Below are 21,153 nucleotides of genomic sequence, written 5' to 3' on the forward strand. Positions count from 1 at the left end.
AGGTGACTTTCTGATGAGTGAAATTATCCAAGATACGAAATCACGTATGAAAAAATCAATCGAAAATTTATCACGTGAACTTGCTCAAATTAATGCAGGGCGTGCAAATTCTAATTTATTAGCAGGTGTTAACGTGAACTACTACGGTGCGCCAACACCTGTGCAACAACTCGCAAGTATCAACGTTCCTGAAGCACGTTTACTTGTAATCTCTCCATATGACAAATCATCGTTAGCTGATATCGAAAAAGCAATTTACGCTGCAAATTTAGGTGTAACACCGACAAGCGATGGTGAAGTCATTCGTATTACGGTACCAGCATTAACTGAAGAACGTCGTAAAGAAATTGTTAAAGAAGTTAAAAAGACTGGTGAAAATGCGAAAGTTTCTGTACGTAATATTCGTCGTGATGCAAATGATACATTGAAAAAACAAGAAAAAGACGGCGATATCACTGAAGATGAATTACGTTCAGGTTCAGATGATGTTCAAAAAGTAACAGACGATTCTATAAAACAAATCGATCAACTTGTTACAGATAAAGAAAAAGACATTATGTCTGTCTAAATCATTTGTGAAACTGTACCGAATCAGACTTTGGTACAGTTTTTTTCTTTGTCATTCAATGAGTGATTTGAGTGTGATAAAATGGTAGATAATTGTACATTTTAAAGATTATAATAATATGAGACGTAATGAGGCTCGGAGGAACACGCATGTTTAAGAAATTTAAAAATATTGAAGATAAAACATCTCAAGTCGACACTTTAGATTTACATAATATACCAGAACACATTGCAATCATCATGGACGGTAATGGACGTTGGGCGAAACAACGAAGAATGCCTAGAATTAAAGGGCACTATCAAGGTATGCAAACGATTAAAACGATTACACGTGCGGCAAATGATTTAAATGTAAAATACTTAACACTGTATGCTTTTTCAACTGAAAATTGGTCACGTCCAGAGGAAGAAGTCAACTACATCATGGGATTACCTGTTAACTTTTTAAATACGTTTTTACCTGAGTTAATTGAAAAAAATGTTAAGGTAGAAACGATTGGCTTTATAGAACAGCTTCCTCAAAAAACGATTCAAGCAATTGAAGAAGCGAAACGTAAAACGGCACAGAATACTGGATTGACGTTAATCTTTGCTATCAATTACGGTGGACGTGCTGAAATTATTTCTGGAATGAAATCATTAATTAAAGACTTAAAAAATGGTAGTGATATTGACGTTGACCATTTAGATGAAAATGTTTTTCAAAAGTATTTAATGACGTCTGATTATCCCGATCCAGAGTTATTAATTCGCACGTCAGGAGAACAACGTATTAGTAACTTTTTAATTTGGCAATTGTCATATAGTGAATTTATTTTTAATCAAAAAATGTGGCCAGATTTTGATGAAGATGAATTAAAATCATGCATAAAAACATATCAATCTCGACAACGACGTTTTGGGGGATTGTAGATAGGAGAAGATTATGAAGGTAAGAACGATTACTACCATAGTTGCGTTAATCGTATTTTTGCCAATTTTATTAATTGGTGGAACGACATGGATGCTTTTTACATCAATTCTTGCTTTAATAGCATTAAAAGAATTATTGAATATGAACCGTATTCAATTACTTTCAGTTCCAGGATTGATTAGTGCAATCGGTTTAATTTTAATTTTACTACCACAAGACTTTTCATGGGTTCCAATTGTGCAACAAAAATCACTGATCGCTTTAAGTTTTATTTTATTAAGCTATACCGTGATGTCAAAAAATAGATTTAGTTTTATGGACTCAGCATTTTGTTTAATGTCAGTGGCATACGTGGGTATCGGTTTTATGTATTTTTATGAAACGCGTGAAGCAGGCTTACATTATATTTTATTCGGTTTACTTATCGTATGGTTAACGGACACGGGTGCATATCTTTTTGGCCGCTCATTCGGAAAACACAAATTATGGCCAGTCATTAGTCCAAATAAAACAATCGAAGGCTTTATCGGTGGACTATTATGTAGTTTACTCGTTCCATTAGCTTTCATGTTTTTTGTGCCTTTCGATTACGGTATGATTTGGGTATTAATCATGACCATCGTATTAAGTGCGTTTGGTCAATTAGGAGACCTTGTCGAATCTGGGTTTAAACGTCATTTTGGTGTGAAAGACTCAGGTCGTTTATTACCAGGTCACGGTGGTATTCTAGATCGATTCGATAGTTTTATGTTTGTATTACCTTTAATGTATCTTTTCTTAATTCAAATGTAAGGTGAAGTGAAAACGATGAAAAATATAGCAGTGTTAGGGGCTTCGGGTTCTATCGGAACACAGGCCATTGATGTCATTGAACGCCATCCAAATGAATTTAATCTCATTGCGTTTACAGTTGGTAAAAATATTGACTATGCAAAAAAAATTATCGAAAAACATCAACCCGAAATGATTTCGGTACAAAATATTGAAGATATTGATGCTTTTTCAGAGTACAATGTCAACATTGTTTCAGGAAAAGAAGGTTTGATTTCTGTTGCGACATATGAAAAAAATGATCTCGTTCTTAACGCCTTACTTGGAAGTGTGGGACTAGAACCTACTATGCGCGCGATTGAAGCTGGAAAAGATATTGCACTTGCGAATAAAGAGACACTTGTTGTTGCAGGTGAACTGGTTATGGCACATGCACGACAATACAATGTGAATATCTTACCTGTAGATTCTGAACATGCGGCCATTTTTCAATGTTTAAATGGTGAAGATATGAAACAAATCAAAAAGGTGACAATCACTGCTAGTGGCGGTTCATTTCGAGATTTATCACGTGAAGCGTTAGAGCATGTGACTGTAGAAGATGCCTTAAATCATCCAAATTGGAGTATGGGACATAAAATTACAATCGATTCTGCGACGATGATGAATAAAGGTTTTGAAGTGATCGAAGCAAAATGGCTCTTTGATTTAGACATTTCTAAAATCGAAACCATTTTACACAAAGAAAGTATTATTCATTCTATGGTAGAATTTGTAGATACAAGTGTGATGGCGCAATTAGGTACACCTGACATGCGCATGCCGATTCAATATGCGTTTACTTATCCAAAACGTATAGAACATCAAGCACCTTCTTTAAATTTGGCAGAGGTTGCACAATTACATTTTAAAGCTATGGATTTTGAACGTTACCGTTGCTTACAATACGCTTATGATGCAATCAAAATTGGTGGCACAATGCCTGTTGTTTTAAATGCAGTGAATGAAGTCGCTGTAGCTAAATTTTTAAATAAAGAAATTCGCTTTTTAGATATCGAACGTATGATTAAAAGAGAAATGGATCGACATGAGGTCATACAGAACCCAACACTTGAACAAATATTAGCGCTTGATGCGCATTACAAAAATAAAGAATACGAGGTGTAGAAATCTGTGTTTATTACCATCATTGCATTTATCTGTGTATTCGGATTACTAGTATCTGTGCATGAATATGGTCATATGCTTTTTGCAAAACGTGCGGGTATTATGTGTCCGGAATTTGCAATTGGAATGGGGCCGAAAATTTTAAGTTTCCGAAAAGATGAAACATTATATACGATTCGTCTGTTACCTGTAGGTGGTTATGTACGTATGGCAGGTGACGGTATGGAAGAAGCACCTGTACAACCAGGCATGCACGTTAAAATCAAATTAAACGATCAAAATGAAATCACTCATATTATTTTAGATGATCAACATAAATTCCAACAAATGGAAGCGATAGAAGTTAAAAAAGCAGACTTTAATCAAGATTTATATATTGAAGGCATCATGGCGCATGACCAAACACGTCATCATTATCCAATTGCCAAAAAAGCTTTTTTCGTTCAAAATGGTAGTCTTATTCAAATTGCGCCAAGAGAGCGTCAATTTGCCTATAAAAAACCGTATCAAAAGTTTTTAACATTATTTGCAGGACCTCTTTTTAATTTTATTTTAGCAGCCGTGTTACTAATTGGCTTAGCATATTGGCAAGGGGCACCAACAAACAAAGTAGACCAAGTTGCACCCAAAACACCTGCAGCTCAAATTGGATTGAAAAAGGGAGATGTGATTACTGAAATAAACGGTCATGCCACGCATAATCTCCGAGACATTCAAAAGGAAATGAAAGCAACAAATGGCGACAAGACCACGTTGAAGTTTGAACGAGACGGTAAAGTGCATACAGAAACATTTTCCCCTAAAAAGTTTATGCAAAATGTTTCCAAAACGAAAAGTGTAACTAAATATCAATTAGGGTTTTTACCTACAAAAGAAGTGAGCCCAATTGAACCCCTCATATTTGGCTTAACACAAACAGTTGAATATGGAAAAATTGTATTTACTGCAGTAGTCGGCTTAATAGGTAGTATATTTACGGGGCATTTTAGTTTTGATATGTTGAATGGTCCAGTTGGCATATATAAAAATGTTGATACTGTTGTTAAAACTGGCATTATTAACTTAATTAATTTCACAGCAATTTTAAGTGTTAACTTAGGAATCATGAACTTATTACCAATTCCGGCACTTGATGGTGGACGTATTTTATTTGTTGCTTACGAAGCGATTTTTAGAAAACCTGCAAATAAAAAAGCAGAAACAGTGATCATTGCGGCAGGTGCGATTTTTGTTGTCATTATCATGATATTAGTGACATGGAATGATATTCAACGTTATTTCTTATAAACAGACATTAAAGGAGGAACATTAAAGGATGAAGCAATCAAAAGTTTTTATACCTACTTTACGAGAAGTTCCAGCTGAAGCTGAAGCAGTCAGTCATCAATTGCTGTTAAAGGCGGGACTTATCAAACAAAATGCAGCAGGTATATATAGTTATTTACCGCTTGCAACACGTGTGCTTCAAAATATTTCTGAAATCATTCGGGAAGAAATGGAGAAAATTGACGCTGTTGAAGTAGTGATGCCCGTGTTACAACAATCAGAGTTATGGAAAGAATCAGGGCGTTGGGAAGCGTATGGTCCTGAACTCATGCGATTAAAAGATCGAAATGAACGCGAATTCGCGTTAGGACCAACACACGAAGAAGTGATTACATCTTTAGTGAGAGATGAATTACGTTCATATAAACAACTTCCTTTAACATTGTTCCAAATTCAAACGAAATTCCGTGATGAGAAGCGTCCAAGATTTGGTTTGTTACGCGGTCGTGAGTTTATTATGAAAGATGCGTATTCCTTCCATACTGACGAAGCATCACTCATGAAAACATATCAAGATATGTATGATGCGTATGGACGCATTTTTAAACGCGTAGGCTTAAATGTGCGTCCAGTGGTTGCAGATTCGGGTGCCATTGGTGGTAATCATACGCATGAATTTCACGCATTGAGCGCGATTGGCGAAGATACCATTGTATATAGTAATGAGAGTGACTATGCAGCAAATATTGAAAAAGCTGAAGTACCATATATCCCTTCAGAAGTGCCAAAAGCGCCAGAAGCAACACTTGAAAAAATTGCAACACCGAATGTGAAAACAGTGAAAGAATTGGCATCATTTTTAAATAAACCACTTGATGAAATTACGAAATCTATGATTTTCAAAGTTGATGGGGAATTTGTGCTTATATTAGTGCGCGGTCATCACGAAATTAATGATGTGAAATTAAAAGATTTCTTCAAAACAGATCAAGTAGAGCTTGCTGATGAACATGACATCCGTAATTTATTGGGTGCAACACCAGGTTCTTTAGGACCAATTACTGATAAATCAATTAAAATCTATGCAGATAACTATATTCAAGATCTTTCAAATTTAGTGGTTGGAGCAAATGACGATGGTTATCACTACATTAATGCGAATGTAGGGCGTGATTTTAAAGTAGAAGCGTATGGTGACTTCAGATTTATTTTAGAAGGTGAACCATTAAGTGATGGCTCAGGCACTGCACAATTTGCTGAAGGTATCGAAGTAGGTCAAGTGTTTGTACTAGGTACAAAGTATTCTGAGACGATGGATGCCACGGTACTTAACAATCAAGGTCGTGAACAAACACTTACGATGGGATGTTACGGTATTGGTGTTTCACGTACATTGAGTGCTATTATTGAACAACACCATGATGAAAATGGAATTATTTGGCCAAAAGCTGTTACACCATACGATATTCACGTGATTTCAGTGAATCCGAAAAAAGATGACCAACGTGAACTGGCGGATGCGCTTTATAGCACATTAAATAAAACTTACAATGTCTTATATGATGATCGTCAAGAACGTGCAGGTGTCAAATTTAATGACGCTGACTTGATTGGTTTACCAATTCGCGTCGTGGTAGGTAAAAATGCGAGTGACGGTATAGTAGAAGTTAAACGACGTGATAATGGAGAAAAAGAAGATATTCATATTGACGATTTAGCGTCCCATATCACAAAACTTTATGAACAAATTCAATAACAGATTGATTTAAAATTTGATATAATGATAGTGGATTAATTCAAATGAATGTGCATGACATTGATTTGAATAGACGTTACTAATAGCAAAGTGAGACGCTAAAATCAGAGGAATAGTTGGTTTTACGTCTCACTTTCTTTTATGAAATATTGAATAAAACGTACATGCATTCATCGTACATAAGGTGGTTTATATATCGTGGCATTACAGAATCATGAAAAATTTAAAATACTGCTTCAACAATTAAATTTAAAAACACAGTTAGATGAACAGATTGTTGAGCAAGGTGAGTTGACTCGTGTTGATGTCTCTGAAAAAAATCGGTCTTGGACGTTTCATATTGTATTACCGTATTTTTTGAAGTACGAAGATTATATGATTTTTATGCATGCCTTATCAGATGCGTTTCAAGATATTGCATCGATACATGCACGCTTTCAAATTAAAGACACGGCACAACAAGATGAGCATTTGCTTAAATATTTTTCAAGTTGTATTGAAAAGACGAAATTATCGCCTAAGGTAAAAGGCCAATTAAAACAAAAGAAAATGGTTATGTCAGGGTCAATTGTGAAAGTGCTTGTTCAAAATGACGTGGAGCGTAATCATTTTGATAAAGCGTGTAATGGCAGTTTACTCGCTGCATTAAAAGATTGTGGTTTTGATGTTTCAAAAGTGATATTTGAAACAGATGACAGTGGCCATGATGATGACTTGGCATCATTAGAAGCTCATATTCAACAAGAAGATGTACAAAGTGCACGTGAAGCTACGTCTAAAATAGAGAAAATGAAAGAAGCACGTGCCAAACAAGAAGAAGCGGGTATTACCGTTGATAAGTGTAAAATCGGTAAAACCATTCAAGTTGAAGCGATTAGACCTATTGAGTCGATTATTGAAGAAGAATTTAAAGTGGCAATTGAAGGTGTCATTTTTGACATCAATATCAAAGAGCTTAAAAGTGGGCGTCATATCGTTGAACTTAAAGTAACGGATTATACGGATTCACTTGTTTTGAAAATGTTTACGCGTAAAAATAAAGATGACTTAGAACATTTTAAAGCATTATCAGAAGGGAAATGGATTCGTGCGCAAGGCCGTATCGAAGAAGACATGTTTATTCGTGATCTTGTCATGATGATGTCAGATGTTGAAGAAGTGAAACGTGCACCTAAGTTAGATAAAGCTGATGAAAAACGTGTGGAATTTCATTTACATACGTCAATGAGTCAAATGGATGGTGTGACTCATATCGGTGACTATGTTGCTCAAGCAGCAAAATGGGGACATGAAGCGATCGCTGTTACTGACCATAATGTGGTACAAGCCTATCCTGATGCACACGCGGCTGCTGAAAAACATGGTATTAAAATGATTTATGGTATGGAAGGTATGCTCGTTGATGATGGCGTCCCAATTGCCTATAAACCTACAGATGTCGAACTCAAAGATGCAACGTATGTCGTGTTTGACGTTGAAACAACAGGACTTTCAAATCAATACGATAAAATTATAGAGCTTGCTGCAGTGAAAGTGAAAAACGGTGAAATTATCGATAAATTTGAGCGTTTTAGTAATCCACATGAAAAGTTAACAGAGACGATAAAGAACTTAACCCACATTACAGATGATATGTTAAAAGATGCACCTGAAATTGAAGAGGTTCTGACAGAATTCAAAACATGGGTGGGCGATGCTATTTTTGTTGCGCATAACGCATCATTTGATATGGGCTTTATCGATACGGGTTATGAACGTCTTGGATTTGGCCCATCGACGAATGGGGTCATCGATACACTTGAACTTTCAAGAACCATTAATACGAGTTATGGTAAGCATGGCTTGAACTTTCTTGCTAAAAAATATGGTGTTGAACTCACCCAACACCATAGAGCGATTTATGATACAGAAGCAACAGCATATATTTTTATTAAAATGCTCGCACAGCTAAAAGAAAAAAATGTGCATAATCATAAAGATATTAATCAATGTCTATCTAATGAAGATGCCTATAAACGCGCACGTCCTCAGCATGTGACATTAATCGTTCAAAATCAAACAGGCCTAAAAAACCTTTTTAAAATTGTAAGTGAATCACTCGTCACATATTATTATCGTACCCCTAGAATACCGCGCTCATTATTAGATGAATATCGTGAGGGGTTACTTGTGGGGACAGCTTGTGATGAAGGTGAAGTATTTACTGCAGTGATGCAGCGTGATCAATCAGAAGTTGAACGTATTGCGAAATATTATGATTATATTGAAATTCAACCACCAGCGTTGTATCAAGATTTATTAGATCGAGAATTAATTAGAGATCATGAAACGTTAGAAGAAATATATGAACGTATATTAAAAGTTGGTGAAACCAATCAAATTCCAGTAATTGCTACAGGGAATGTGCATTACTTACATGAACATGATGGTATTGCACGACAAATATTGATTGCATCCCAACCCGGGAATCCATTGAATCGTACCACGTTACCAGAAGCGCATTTCAGAACGACAGATGAAATGTTAGATGCATTTCATTTCTTAGGTGCAGACCGTGCGAAACAAATTGTGGTAGAAAATACACGTGCACTTGCTGACCGTATTGAAAAAGTGGTCCCAATTAAAGATAAACTCTTCACACCTAATATGGACGGTGCCAATGAAGAAATACGCGAATTAAGTTATAATAACGCTAAAGCATTATACGGTGAAGATTTACCTCAAATCGTTATCGATCGTTTAGAAAAAGAATTAGAAAGTATTATAGGTAACGGATTTGCGGTTATTTATCTCATATCGCAACGCCTCGTAAAAAAATCTTTAAATGATGGTTACTTAGTAGGATCTCGAGGGTCTGTAGGCTCTAGTTTTGTTGCGACCATGACAGAAATAACTGAAGTTAATCCATTACCGCCACATTATATTTGTCCAAAATGTAAGAAGAGTGAGTTCTTTGATGATGGCTCGGTTGGTTCAGGTTTTGACTTGCCAGATAAAACATGTGACTGTGGTGCTGAAATGATTAAAGAAGGCCAAGACATTCCGTTTGAAACGTTCCTTGGATTTAAGGGGGATAAAGTTCCAGATATTGACTTGAACTTTAGTGGTGAGTATCAACCCCATGCGCACAATTATACGAAAGTTTTATTTGGTGAAGATAAAGTCTTCCGCGCAGGGACAATAGGTACAGTAGCAGAGAAAACAGCATTTGGATTTGTGAAGGGCTATTTAAATGATCAAGGCATTCATAAACGTGGTGCTGAAGTGGATCGGTTAGTGAAAGGATGTACCGGCGTAAAACGTACAACGGGTCAACACCCGGGTGGTATCATTGTAGTTCCAGATTATATGGATATTTATGATTTTACACCAATACAATATCCTGCTGATGACCAAGGTGCTTCATGGATGACGACACACTTTGACTTCCATTCGATTCATGATAATGTATTGAAACTTGATATTCTGGGACACGATGATCCAACGATGATTCGTATGTTACAGGACCTGTCTGGTATCGATCCTAAAACGATTCCTGTAGATGATAAAGAAACAATGGGAATCTTTAGTTCCCCTGAGGCACTCGGTGTGACAGAGGAACAAATTTTAGCAAAAACTGGAACGTACGGTGTGCCTGAATTTGGTACAGGTTTTGTGCGTCAAATGTTAGAAGATACGAAGCCAACAACATTCTCAGAACTTGTACAAATCTCAGGCCTTTCTCACGGCACAGATGTATGGCTTGGTAATGCCCAAGAACTTGTGCGTAGTGGTACATGTACATTATCCAGCTGTATCGGTTGTCGTGATGATATCATGGTGTATTTAATGTATGCCGGCTTAGAACCGTCACTTGCCTTCAAAATTATGGAATCTGTGCGTAAAGGTAAAGGATTAAGTGAAGAATGGGAACAAGTGATGATGGACAATGGAGTGCCAGAGTGGTATTTAGATTCATGTAAAAAAATTAAATACATGTTCCCGAAAGCGCACGCCGCGGCTTATGTACTGATGGCCGTGAGAATTGCTTATTTTAAAGTACATCATCCACTTTATTATTATGCAAGTTACTTTACAGTACGTGCATCAGATTTTGATTTATTAACGATGGTCAAAGACAAAGATAGTATTCGAAATACCGTTAAGGACATGTATGCAAAATATATGGATTTAGGTAAAAAAGAGAAAGATGTATTAACGGTGCTAGAAATTGCAAACGAAATGGCCCAACGCGGGTTCCGCATGCAACCTGTAAGTTTGGAAAAAAGTAAAGCATACGAATTTATAATAGAAAATGATACATTAATACCACCGTTTGTTGCAGTTCCGGGACTAGGGGAAAATGTTGCGAAACGGATTGTAGAAGCACGTGAAGATGGACCATTTTTATCAAAAGAAGATTTGAATAAAAAAGCAGGTGTATCGCAAAAAGTCATCGAATATCTCGATGATTTAGGGTCTTTACCGAACATGCCTGACAAAGCGCAATTGTCTATTTTCGATATGTAAAATGAAGACATTTGTAGGAATCACGTGATTATGCTATAATAATTATGCTTATAAATTTGGACTCAAGGAGAAAGAGTGGGTATCACCCGCTCTTTTCTGTTTGTGTACCGCTGATAAGGGGGCTCGTATGAGTAAAGTTACAGAGCAAGTTGAAACATTAATCCAACCTGTCCTTGAAGCATTAAATTATGACTTAGTGGATGTTGAATTTGCGAAAGAAGGTCGTGACCATTATTTACGCATTTCAATTGATAAGCCAGGCGGTGTCGATTTGAACGACTGTACAATCGCATCTGAAAAAATTAGTGAAGTAATGGATGAACATGATCCTATTTCAGAAGCTTATTTTCTAGACGTTGCGTCACCAGGTGCCGAACGCCCGATTAAAAAGGAAAAAGATTTTCAAAACGCAGTGTCTAAACCTGTTTTTGTATCTTTATATGCACCTATTGAAGGCGAAAAAGAATGGTTAGGTATTTTAAAACAAGTGTCAGATACTGATATCACAATTGAAGTTAAAGTGAAAGCGAAATCAAAAGATATCACAATACCACGTGACAAAATCGCAAAAGCACGACATGCAGTGATGTTATAGATGTTAGGAGGAAGTATGTGTGAAAAGTAATGAATTATTATTAGCTACTGAGTATCTTGAAAAGGAAAAAAAGATTCCTAGAGAGGTTTTAGTAGATGCCATTGAAGCAGCTTTAATTACTGCTTACAAAAAAAATTATGATAGTGCGCGTAATGTGCGTGTTGAATTAAATTTAGACAGCGGTACATTCCGTGTCATTTCCCGAAAAGAAGTTGTTGAAGAAGTGTTTGATGATAGAGAAGAAGTTGATCTTTCAACAGCTTTAGTCAAAAACCCAGCTTATGAAGTAGGGGACATTTATGAGGAAGACGTGACACCTAAAGACTTTGGTCGTGTTGGTGCACAAGCTGCAAAACAAGCAGTGATGCAACGTTTACGTGATGCAGAGCGTGAAATTCTTTATGAAGAGTTTATTGATAAAGAAGAAGACATTATGACAGGTGTCATCGATCGTGTGGATCACCGTTATGTATATGTGAATTTAGGACGTACAGAAGCTGTTTTATCTGAAGCAGAACGTAGTCCAAATGAATCTTATGTACCAAATGAACGCATTAAAGTGTTCGTTAATAAAGTGGAACAAACGACAAAAGGCCCACAAATTTATGTGTCACGTAGTCATCCTGGATTACTTAAACGCTTGTTTGAACAAGAAGTCCCTGAAATTTTTGAAGGAACTGTAGAAGTGAAATCAGTTGCACGTGAAGCGGGCGATCGCTCTAAAATCAGTGTGCATTCAGATAACCCAGACATTGATGCTGTCGGCGCATGCGTAGGGGCTAAAGGTGCACGTGTCGAAGCGGTAGTTGAAGAACTCGGTGGCGAGAAAATTGATATCGTTCAATGGAGTGACGATCCAAAAGTGTTTGTGAGCAATGCTTTAAGTCCATCACAAGTTGTGGATGTCATTGTTGATGAAGAAAACCAATCAACGACTGTTATTGTTCCTGATTATCAACTTTCTTTAGCTATTGGTAAGCGTGGTCAAAACGCGCGTTTAGCTGCAAAATTGACTGGATGGAAAATAGACATTAAATCTGAATCTGATGCGAAAGATTTACAACTTGAAGATAAATACCTTTCTAAATCTCAAGAAGATACTGTAAGTACTGATGAAAAAGATTTAGACGATGAACAAGTAATCAAGATTGATGAAGTGCCAGAAACACCATCAGAAAGTCAACTTGAAAACGAATAGGAGGGGTTTTTCTTGAAGAAACGTAAAATTCCTATGCGTAAATGTATTTTATCCAATGAAATGAAACCTAAAAAAGATATGATTCGCGTGGTTCAAAATAAAGAAGGCGAAATTTCTGCAGATGCAACAGGAAAAAAACAAGGTCGTGGTGCATATGTATCAAAAGATGTTGAACTTGTTGAAAAAGCACAAGCGTCTCAGAAATTAGAACATTTTTTTAAAGCATCTCAAGAGGAATTAACACCCGTATATAAAGAAATTATTCGTTTAATATACCGAGAAGAGATTCCTACAAAATGAATCAATCATTATTAAATTTTTTAGGACTCGCAATGCGTGCGGGTAAGGTGAAAAGTGGCGAAAGCGTCATTCTTACAGAAATCAAGAAGCAGCGTTTATATCTTGTAATTATTGCAAGCGACGCATCAAAAAATACAATTAAAACATTAACGAATAAATGTCAAAGCTATCAAATACCCTACCGTATTATTAGTGACCGTTATGCATTGGGTGAAGCGGTAGGTAAAGAAGCACGTGTCAATATCGGCATCACCGATCAGGGTTTCGCAAAGAAATTAATTTCTATGATCGATGAATAAAGTAAGGAGTGGTTCAATGAGTAAACAAAGAATCTATGAATATGCCAAATCATTAAATATAAAAAGTAAAGATGTCATTGACGAATTAAAAAAATCTGGCGTAGAAGTATCCAACCACATGCAAACATTAGAAAATGATCATGTGAAAACATTAGACAAAGCATTTAAAAAAGACAACACATCTAAAGAGCAGTCATCATCTAAAAAAAATCAGACACCACAAGGTGGTCAAAAGAAAGAACAACCGAAGCAAAATCATAAAAAGCAACACAATCCTTCTAAAAATAACGGTAATGCCAAACATAATAAGAATAATAAGCGTAATATTAAAAATAATAAGCAAAACCGTAATCAAAAACAAAAACAAGCAGCACCTACACCAGAACCAAAGGAAATGCCATCTAAAATTACGTATACTGAAGGTATCACAGTTGGTGAATTAGCAGATAAATTAGGTGTTGATTCATCAGAAATTATTAAGAAACTATTCTTATTAGGTATCATGGCAAATATCAACCAATCACTTGATATTGAAGCGTTAGAGCTAGTTGCTTCTGACTATGGTGTTGAATTAGAAGAAGAAGTCGTCGTAGATGATAATGACTTAACGATTTATTTTGAAGATGTGGAAAATGATGCTGATGCATCTGAACGACCAGCTGTCGTTACAATTATGGGTCACGTTGACCATGGTAAAACAACACTCCTTGACTCTATTCGAAATACACGTGTAACTGAAGGAGAAGCAGGCGGTATTACACAACATATCGGTGCTTATCAAATTGAAAACAATGATAAGAAAATCACTTTCCTTGACACACCAGGTCACGCCGCATTTACGACAATGCGTGCACGTGGAGCACAAGTGACAGATATCACGATTTTAGTTGTCGCAGCTGACGATGGTGTGATGCCACAAACGATTGAAGCCATTAACCATGCAAAAGAGGCAGAAGTGCCAATTATTGTTGCTGTAAACAAAATTGATAAACCAACAGCGAACCCAGATCGTGTAATGCAAGAGTTAACAGAATACAACCTCATTCCTGAAGACTGGGGTGGCGACACGATTTTCGTACCACTATCAGCATTAAGTGGCGAAGGTATCGATGACTTACTAGAAATGATTGGACTTGTAGCTGAGGTTCAAGAATTAAAAGCCAATGCTGATAAAGCTGCAGTAGGTACAGTGATTGAAGCAGAATTAGATAAATCACGTGGTCCAGCAGCATCATTACTCGTTCAAAACGGAACACTTCATGTGGGTGATGCGATTGTTGTAGGAAACACACACGGTAAAGTGCGTGCTATGGTGAACGATCTTGGTAAGCGTATAAAAGTTGCAGGTCCATCTACTCCTGTTGAAATTACTGGTTTAAATGATGTGCCGCAAGCAGGTGATCGCTTCGTTGTCTTTAAAGATGAGAAGAAAGCGCGTCGTATTGGTGAAGCGCGTGAACAGCAAAGCATTTTACAACAACGTCAAGAAAGTAAAAATGTATCATTAGATAACTTGTTTGAACAAATGAAACAAGGTGAAATGAAAGATTTAAATGTGATCATTAAAGGTGACGTGCAAGGTTCTGTTGAAGCGCTTGCAGCATCATTAATGAAAATCGATGTTGAAGGTGTCAATGTACGTATTATCCATACGGCGACAGGTGCAATTAACGAATCAGACGTTACTTTAGCGAACGCTTCTAACGGTATCATTATTGGTTTTAATGTACGTCCTGATGCAGGTGCTAAACGTGCGGCTGAAGCTGAAAATGTCGACATGCGTTTACATCGCGTGATTTACAATGTAATTGAAGAAATTGAATCTGCGATGAAAGGTATGCTTGACCCTGAATATGAAGAAAAAGTCATTGGACAAGCTGAAGTACGTCAAACATTTAAAGTTTCTAAAGTAGGTACAATCGCAGGTAGTTATGTCACAGATGGTAAAATCACACGTGATTCTGGCGTGCGTATTATTCGTGATGGTGTTGTCTTATTCGAAGGTGAATTAGACACATTAAAACGTTTCAAAGATGATGCTAAAGAAGTCGCACAAGGATATGAATGTGGTATTACGATTGAAAAATTCAATGATATTAAAGAAGGCGATATTATTGAAGCTTACGTAATGGTTGAAGTTGAGCGATAAAGTTAAAATCTACATGTTTTAGTTTTGAATAAGGAGACGGAGTACACTGGATGTCCGTCCCCTTATTTTACGTTGTAATCCAAGGGCTTAAGTAGAGTGATATAGGGTATAATGGTGATAAATACGATAGTATAAACTAAATATTTGAAAAGAAATATTACAAAATTGACTTTCAATTTCAATCGAGAGGTGCAATGATGTTAATGACAAATATGTGGTTCAATTTAGCTGTCAAAGATTTAAAGAAAAGTATGGCATTTTACAAAGCTATAGGTTTTGAAATCATGCAAAGACCTGAACAGGTGGGCTATATGTTTGGTATCCAAGTAGGTGCGTCCTCTCCTATTATGTTTGTCGAACACCCTACTTTTCGTTCTTATTTACAACAAGAAGTGACCGGTCAAGATGTATTAATCTCGCTTTCCGTCACTAGTGAAAAAGATTTAGATAATTTAATCATTCGTATCACTGAAGCTGGTGGAACACTTGTTCAACCGAAACATGAGCGTGATGGGTTTCTGGGATGTGTATTTCAAGATATCGATCAACATTTTTTCAATGTTCTTGTTTTTAAAGATTGAGTAAGAGAGGATTGCTCATTGACGGAACTTTTCAAAGTCCTTTATAATACGAAAATAAGGAAAGACATCGAACGTGATTCAAAAAGAGGTGAAAAATATGAATATGAGAGCTGAACGTGTTGGCGAACAAATGAAAAAAGAATTAATGGACATCATTAATAATAAATTAAAAGATCCACGCGTAGGATTTTTAACGATTACAGATGTACAACCTACGAATGATTTGTCATTAGCCAAAGTGTATTGTACGGTGCTTGGTAGCGATAAAGAGCGCGAAGATACGTTTAAAGGGTTAGAAAAAGCAAAAGGATTTATTAAATCTGAAATTGGTCAACGTATGCGCCTACGTATCGTCCCGGAGTTGCAATTTGAATATGATGAATCCATTGAATACGGTAATCGAATTGAACAATTAATTCAAGATTTACACAAAAAAGATTAAAGTGTCATACTAGGATACGTTACGGATTTGACGTCGACCGTATCCTAGTTTTTTTATGAGTGAGGTGAATGCGATGTATCACGGTATATTACCAGTATATAAGCCTAGAGGTTTAACGAGTCATGATGTTGTATTTAAATTACGAAAAATATTAAAGACCAAAAAAGTTGGCCATACAGGGACACTTGATCCTGAAGTAGATGGTGTACTTCCAATTTGTATCGGTCAGGCAACAAAAGTAAGCGATTATGTCATGGATATGGGGAAAACTTATATCGCTGAAGTGACTTTAGGTAGTGCGACGTCGACTGAGGATCAAACTGGAGAGATAATTGCGCAACGTGCTGTAGCGCACCACGCTTTGACAAACAATCAAATCGATCATATTTTAGAAAAATTTGTCGGTGAGATAACACAAGTACCTCCGATGTATTCATCAGTGAAAGTAAATGGGAAAAAGCTATATGAGTATGCGCGACAAGGACAAACGGTTGATCGTCCATCCAGAAAGGTTCACATTCAGTATATAAAACGATTGAATGATGTCACTTTTAAAGAAGAATGTGCTACATTTAATATAGAAGTGGCATGTGGTAAAGGAACGTATATTCGAACGCTTGCCACGGATATCGGTAAGTGTTTAAATTATCCAGCGCATATGTCTCGCTTAACTCGGACAGATAGTGGTGGTTTCCATATTGATCAAGCTTTATCACTAGACCGTATAGCTGAAATGCATGAAGATGGTACATTATCAGATGCGTTATTGCCGATGCTATATGGTTTAAAAGCTTTGCCGATTGTAAACGTTTCACAAGAAGATTTGAAATCACGGATACTTAATGGCCAAAAATTTAAAAGGCATTTATTTAATTTTCCACATGATTCACAAATTGTCTTCGTTGATGAATCGACAAATGATGTGTTAGCGATATATGAACTACATCCGTCGAATCACGCTGAAATTAAACCGAAAAAGGTGTTTAACTAAAGGAGCATAGGTATATGGAAGTTATAGAAATTACGCATCCCATTCAACCTGAGCAATATATTCAAGACGATATTGCAATTGCATTAGGATTTTTTGATGGCCTTCATCGTGGACATCAAGCATTAATGAATAAATTGGATGAGGTGGCTAAAGCGCGTCATTTAAAAAAAGCAGTTATGACATTCGACCCACATCCTTCTGTGGTTTTAAATCCTAAACAAAAGCGCACAACATATTTAACCCCTTTAGATGATAAACTTAATCTTTTACGTCAATATGATATTGATTATTGCTTAGTTGTTAATTTTTCTTCACGTTTTGCAGAAGTATCTTCAGAAGCTTTTGTAAAAGATTATTTATTGAAAAATAGAGCACAAGTGATTGTTGCTGGCTTTGATTTTACTTTTGGTAAGTATGGTAAAGGCAATATGGCAATGTTACAAGAATATCGAGATTTATTTGAATGTATCACTGTGGGTAAACAGGATATTGATAATGAAAAGATTTCTACGACTGCGATACGTGAGGCTTTAAAAAAAGGTGATTTGCTAAAAGCCAATGAACAATTAGGATACCGCTATCAAATTAAAGGAACTGTCGTTCAAGGAGAGAAACGTGGACGTACAATTGGTTTTCCAACAGCTAATATACAACCTAGCGATGATTACTTATTACCTACCAAAGGCGTTTATGCAGTGAGTATGAAGATTGGTTCCAGTGATAAGATTTATAGAGGTGTCTGCAATGTAGGAGTGAAACCGACGTTCCATGATGATTTGCCTCAAGTGGTAATCGAAGTCAATATATTTGATTTTGATGAAAATATTTATGGTGAACGTGTGATACTTTATTGGCATCATTATTTGCGTCCTGAATTGAAATTTGACGGCATCGATCCGCTTGTAGCACAAATGAATCAAGATAAAGCACGTGCAAAATATTTATTATCTGTTGATTTTGGTGATGATGTACCTTATAATATATAAGGTCTGTAAGTAAAGACTTACGACCTTAGTCTTGGTAGGTTGAGACTCCGACGCCTCACTCGGATTAAGGCATTTTAAACAAATTAAAGGAGGAAATTGACAAATGGCAATTTCACAAGAACGTAAAAACGAATTAATTCAACAATACCGTACACACGAATCTGACACTGGTTCACCAGAAGTTCAAATCGCTGTGTTAACTGCAGAAATTACTGCATTAAACGAACACTTACGTACACATAAAAAAGACCACCATTCTCGTCGTGGTTTATTAAAAATGGTAGGTCGTCGTCGCCATTTATTAAACTATTTACGTGAAAAAGACATTCAACGTTACCGTGAACTTATTAAGTCATTAGGTATCCGTCGTTAATGTGTTTTACATTGAAAGAAAGAGGCCAGGCTTTGGTTTCTTTCTTTTTTTACTATAAGCGTAAACATCAATAGATTCATAAAGCGTTTGTAACGTGTTTAAATCGTAAGCTATAATAAGATTGAAATATATTAGAAATGTATAGAGAAGTAGGAGAGGAGATAACGCATGTCTCAAGAAAAAAAGGTATTTAAAACGGAGTGGGCCAATCGACCGTTAACAATTGAAACAGGTCAACTCGCAAAGCAAGCGAACGGTGCAGTGCTCGTACGTTATGGAGATACAGTAGTTTTATCTACTGCAACAGCCTCTAAGGAGCCACGCGATGGTGATTTCTTCCCATTAACAGTGAACTATGAAGAAAAAATGTATGCTGCGGGTAAGATTCCTGGTGGATTTAAAAAACGTGAAGGTCGTCCTGCAGATGAAGCCACATTAACTGCACGATTAATTGATCGTCCAATTCGTCCACTTTTCCCAGATGGGTATCGACATGATGTTCAAATTATGAACATGGTATTAAGTGCTGATCCGAATTGTTCACCAGAAATGGCAGCAATGATAGGCTCATCTATGGCACTGAGCGTGTCTGATATTCCATTCCAAGGTCCGATTGCGGGTGTCAATGTAGGATATGTAGATGGTGAATATGTGATAAATCCTAGCTTAGAACAACAAGCCGTCTCACGTTTAGACCTTGAAGTGGCTGGACATAAAGACGCTATTAACATGGTTGAAGCGGGTGCAAGTGAAATCTCAGAAGCGGAAATGTTAGATGCGATTTTATTTGGACATAAAGAAATTCAACGTTTATGTGCGTTCCAAGAAGAAATTATTGCGCATATTCAACCGGAAAAACATGAATTTGTTCCACCAGAAAAAAATGAAACTTTAATTGATTCTGTTAAAGCGAAAGCAGAAGTGCATCAACTTTATCAAGCAATTCAAACTGTTGATAAGCAAGAGCGTGAAGCGAATTTGGATGCAGCTAAAGAAGCAATTATTGCTGAATACCTCAATGAAGAAGATCCTGAAAATGAGGCTTTAATTCAAGAAGTAAACCAAATCGTTAACGCATTAATTAAAGAAGAAGTGCGTCGTCTTATTGCAGATGAAAAAGTAAGACCTGACGGACGAAAACCGGATGAAATTCGACCATTGTCTTCGGAAGTTGGTTTATTACCACGTGCGCACGGTTCAGGACTATTTACACGTGGACAAACACAAGCGCTATCTGTATTAACGCTAGGTTCTATTTCTGAATACCAAATTATCGATGGCCTAGGCGAAGAAGAACATAAGCGCTTTATGCACCACTACAATTTCCCAAACTTTTCAGTTGGCGAAACAGGCCCTGTACGTGCACCGGGACGTCGTGAAATAGGACATGGTGCTTTGGGTGAACGTGCTTTAAAATATATTATTCCAGATGAAAAAACATTCCCTTACACGGTTCGTATTGTGAGTGAAGTTTTAGAATCTAACGGTTCATCATCACAAGCATCAATTTGCGGATCTACACTTGCGTTAATGGATGCAGGTGTACCGATTAAAGCACCTGTCGCTGGTATTGCAATGGGGCTTGTAACACGTGATGAGAGTTATACGATTTTAACAGATATTCAAGGTATGGAAGATGCGTTAGGTGATATGGACTTTAAAGTAGCAGGTACTCAAGAAGGTATCACTGCAATTCAAATGGACATTAAAATTGATGGTCTTACAAAAGAAGTCATTGAAGAAGCGCTTGAACAAGCACGTCAAGGTCGTTTAGCAATCTTAGACCATATGCTTCAAACCATTGAACAACCACGCCCTGAGTTGAGTGCATATGCACCAAAAGTAGAGATTTTGACAATTAAACCAGAAAAAATTAGAGATGTCATTGGACCTGGTGGTAAACAAATTAATGAGATTATCGACGCCACTGGTGTTAAATTAGACATCGAACAAGACGGTACGGTTTATATTGGTTCAACAGAACAAGAGATGATTAACCAAGCACGCGCGTGGATAGAAAGTATTGTACGTGAAGCAGAGGTAGGCCAGGTTTACGATGGTAAAGTAAAACGTATTGAAAAATTTGGAGCCTTTGTAGAACTATTCCCTGGTAAAGATGCTTTAGTTCATATTTCTCAAATTGCAAATGAACGTATTAATAAAGTTGAAGATGTTCTTAAAATCGGAGATACGTTACAAGTTAAAGTAACGGAAATAGACAAGCAAGGCCGTGTGAATGCATCACATAAAGTTTTGTTAAACGCTAAATAAAATCATTAATTAAAGTAAT

Annotated in this window: 18 protein-coding genes; all 18 read left to right on the top strand. The window is 36.6% G+C overall.

Translation table 11 applies throughout. The features are described from left to right. Positions 1-13 precede the first annotated feature (13 nt). Positions 14-568, top strand: a complete 555-nt coding sequence (gene frr / locus G8Y85_RS02160) for a ribosome recycling factor (RefSeq protein WP_037564677.1) — start codon at positions 14-16, stop codon at positions 566-568. Between the two features lie 149 nt (positions 569-717). Then, on the top strand, positions 718-1,479 hold the full coding sequence (locus tag G8Y85_RS02165; protein ID WP_037564674.1) for an isoprenyl transferase: 762 nt from the start codon (positions 718-720) through the stop codon (positions 1,477-1,479). Between the two features lie 13 nt (positions 1,480-1,492). Beyond that, positions 1,493-2,272 carry a phosphatidate cytidylyltransferase gene (locus G8Y85_RS02170; protein WP_037564673.1) on the top strand — a complete coding sequence of 260 codons (780 nt, stop codon included), beginning with the start codon at positions 1,493-1,495 and terminating at the stop codon, positions 2,270-2,272. A gap of 15 nt (positions 2,273-2,287) precedes the next feature. Beyond that, the gene (locus G8Y85_RS02175; protein ID WP_107371020.1) at positions 2,288-3,418 is read left to right on the top strand and encodes a 1-deoxy-D-xylulose-5-phosphate reductoisomerase; all 1,131 of its coding nucleotides are present in this window, start codon (positions 2,288-2,290) and stop codon (positions 3,416-3,418) included. 6 nt (positions 3,419-3,424) lie between these two features. Then, positions 3,425-4,705, top strand: coding sequence for an RIP metalloprotease RseP (gene rseP, locus G8Y85_RS02180; protein WP_060550911.1), 1,281 nt, complete (start codon positions 3,425-3,427; stop codon positions 4,703-4,705). Positions 4,706-4,733: 28 nt separating this feature from the next. Further along, positions 4,734-6,440, top strand: coding sequence for a proline--tRNA ligase (locus G8Y85_RS02185; RefSeq protein WP_107401395.1), 1,707 nt, complete (start codon positions 4,734-4,736; stop codon positions 6,438-6,440). A gap of 198 nt (positions 6,441-6,638) precedes the next feature. Then, positions 6,639-10,949 (top strand): PolC-type DNA polymerase III, encoded by a 4,311-nt coding sequence (locus G8Y85_RS02190; protein WP_165805371.1) that lies wholly within the window; start codon positions 6,639-6,641, stop codon positions 10,947-10,949. A gap of 127 nt (positions 10,950-11,076) precedes the next feature. Next, positions 11,077-11,544 carry a ribosome maturation factor RimP gene (gene rimP / locus G8Y85_RS02195; RefSeq protein WP_060550914.1) on the top strand — a complete coding sequence of 156 codons (468 nt, stop codon included), beginning with the start codon at positions 11,077-11,079 and terminating at the stop codon, positions 11,542-11,544. Between the two features lie 19 nt (positions 11,545-11,563). Continuing rightward, complete coding sequence (nusA, locus tag G8Y85_RS02200; protein ID WP_103346167.1) at positions 11,564-12,742, top strand: transcription termination factor NusA; 1,179 nt, start codon at positions 11,564-11,566, stop codon at positions 12,740-12,742. A gap of 12 nt (positions 12,743-12,754) precedes the next feature. Continuing rightward, a complete protein-coding gene (rnpM, locus tag G8Y85_RS02205) occupies positions 12,755-13,042 on the top strand; it encodes an RNase P modulator RnpM (protein WP_103346168.1) in 288 nt (95 codons plus the stop codon). Continuing rightward, positions 13,039-13,341: a YlxQ family RNA-binding protein gene (locus tag G8Y85_RS02210; RefSeq protein ID WP_060550915.1), complete on the top strand. Its 303-nt coding sequence runs from the start codon at positions 13,039-13,041 to the stop codon at positions 13,339-13,341. Before rnpM ends, G8Y85_RS02210 begins: the two co-directional genes overlap by 4 nt. Positions 13,342-13,357: 16 nt before the next feature. Next, positions 13,358-15,490 (top strand): translation initiation factor IF-2, encoded by a 2,133-nt coding sequence (infB, locus tag G8Y85_RS02215; RefSeq protein WP_165805372.1) that lies wholly within the window; start codon positions 13,358-13,360, stop codon positions 15,488-15,490. Between the two features lie 197 nt (positions 15,491-15,687). Further along, the gene (locus tag G8Y85_RS02220) at positions 15,688-16,071 is read left to right on the top strand and encodes a VOC family protein (RefSeq protein WP_165805373.1); all 384 of its coding nucleotides are present in this window, start codon (positions 15,688-15,690) and stop codon (positions 16,069-16,071) included. Between the two features lie 97 nt (positions 16,072-16,168). Beyond that, the gene (gene rbfA, locus G8Y85_RS02225; RefSeq protein ID WP_037564645.1) at positions 16,169-16,513 is read left to right on the top strand and encodes a 30S ribosome-binding factor RbfA; all 345 of its coding nucleotides are present in this window, start codon (positions 16,169-16,171) and stop codon (positions 16,511-16,513) included. A gap of 73 nt (positions 16,514-16,586) precedes the next feature. Continuing rightward, the gene (truB, locus tag G8Y85_RS02230) at positions 16,587-17,504 is read left to right on the top strand and encodes a tRNA pseudouridine(55) synthase TruB (protein ID WP_103346171.1); all 918 of its coding nucleotides are present in this window, start codon (positions 16,587-16,589) and stop codon (positions 17,502-17,504) included. A 14-nt stretch (positions 17,505-17,518) separates the two neighbouring features. Further along, on the top strand, positions 17,519-18,490 hold the full coding sequence (locus tag G8Y85_RS02235) for a bifunctional riboflavin kinase/FAD synthetase (protein WP_060550919.1): 972 nt from the start codon (positions 17,519-17,521) through the stop codon (positions 18,488-18,490). A 103-nt stretch (positions 18,491-18,593) separates the two neighbouring features. Continuing rightward, positions 18,594-18,863 carry a 30S ribosomal protein S15 gene (gene rpsO / locus G8Y85_RS02240; RefSeq protein WP_037564639.1) on the top strand — a complete coding sequence of 90 codons (270 nt, stop codon included), beginning with the start codon at positions 18,594-18,596 and terminating at the stop codon, positions 18,861-18,863. Positions 18,864-19,031: 168 nt separating this feature from the next. Beyond that, complete coding sequence (gene pnp, locus G8Y85_RS02245) at positions 19,032-21,134, top strand: polyribonucleotide nucleotidyltransferase (RefSeq protein WP_103346172.1); 2,103 nt, start codon at positions 19,032-19,034, stop codon at positions 21,132-21,134. Positions 21,135-21,153: the final 19 nt, after the last annotated feature.

Origin of the sequence: Staphylococcus sp. 11007852, from assembly GCF_011394325.1 — a bacterium.
Classification (GTDB): domain Bacteria; phylum Bacillota; class Bacilli; order Staphylococcales; family Staphylococcaceae; genus Staphylococcus; species Staphylococcus agnetis.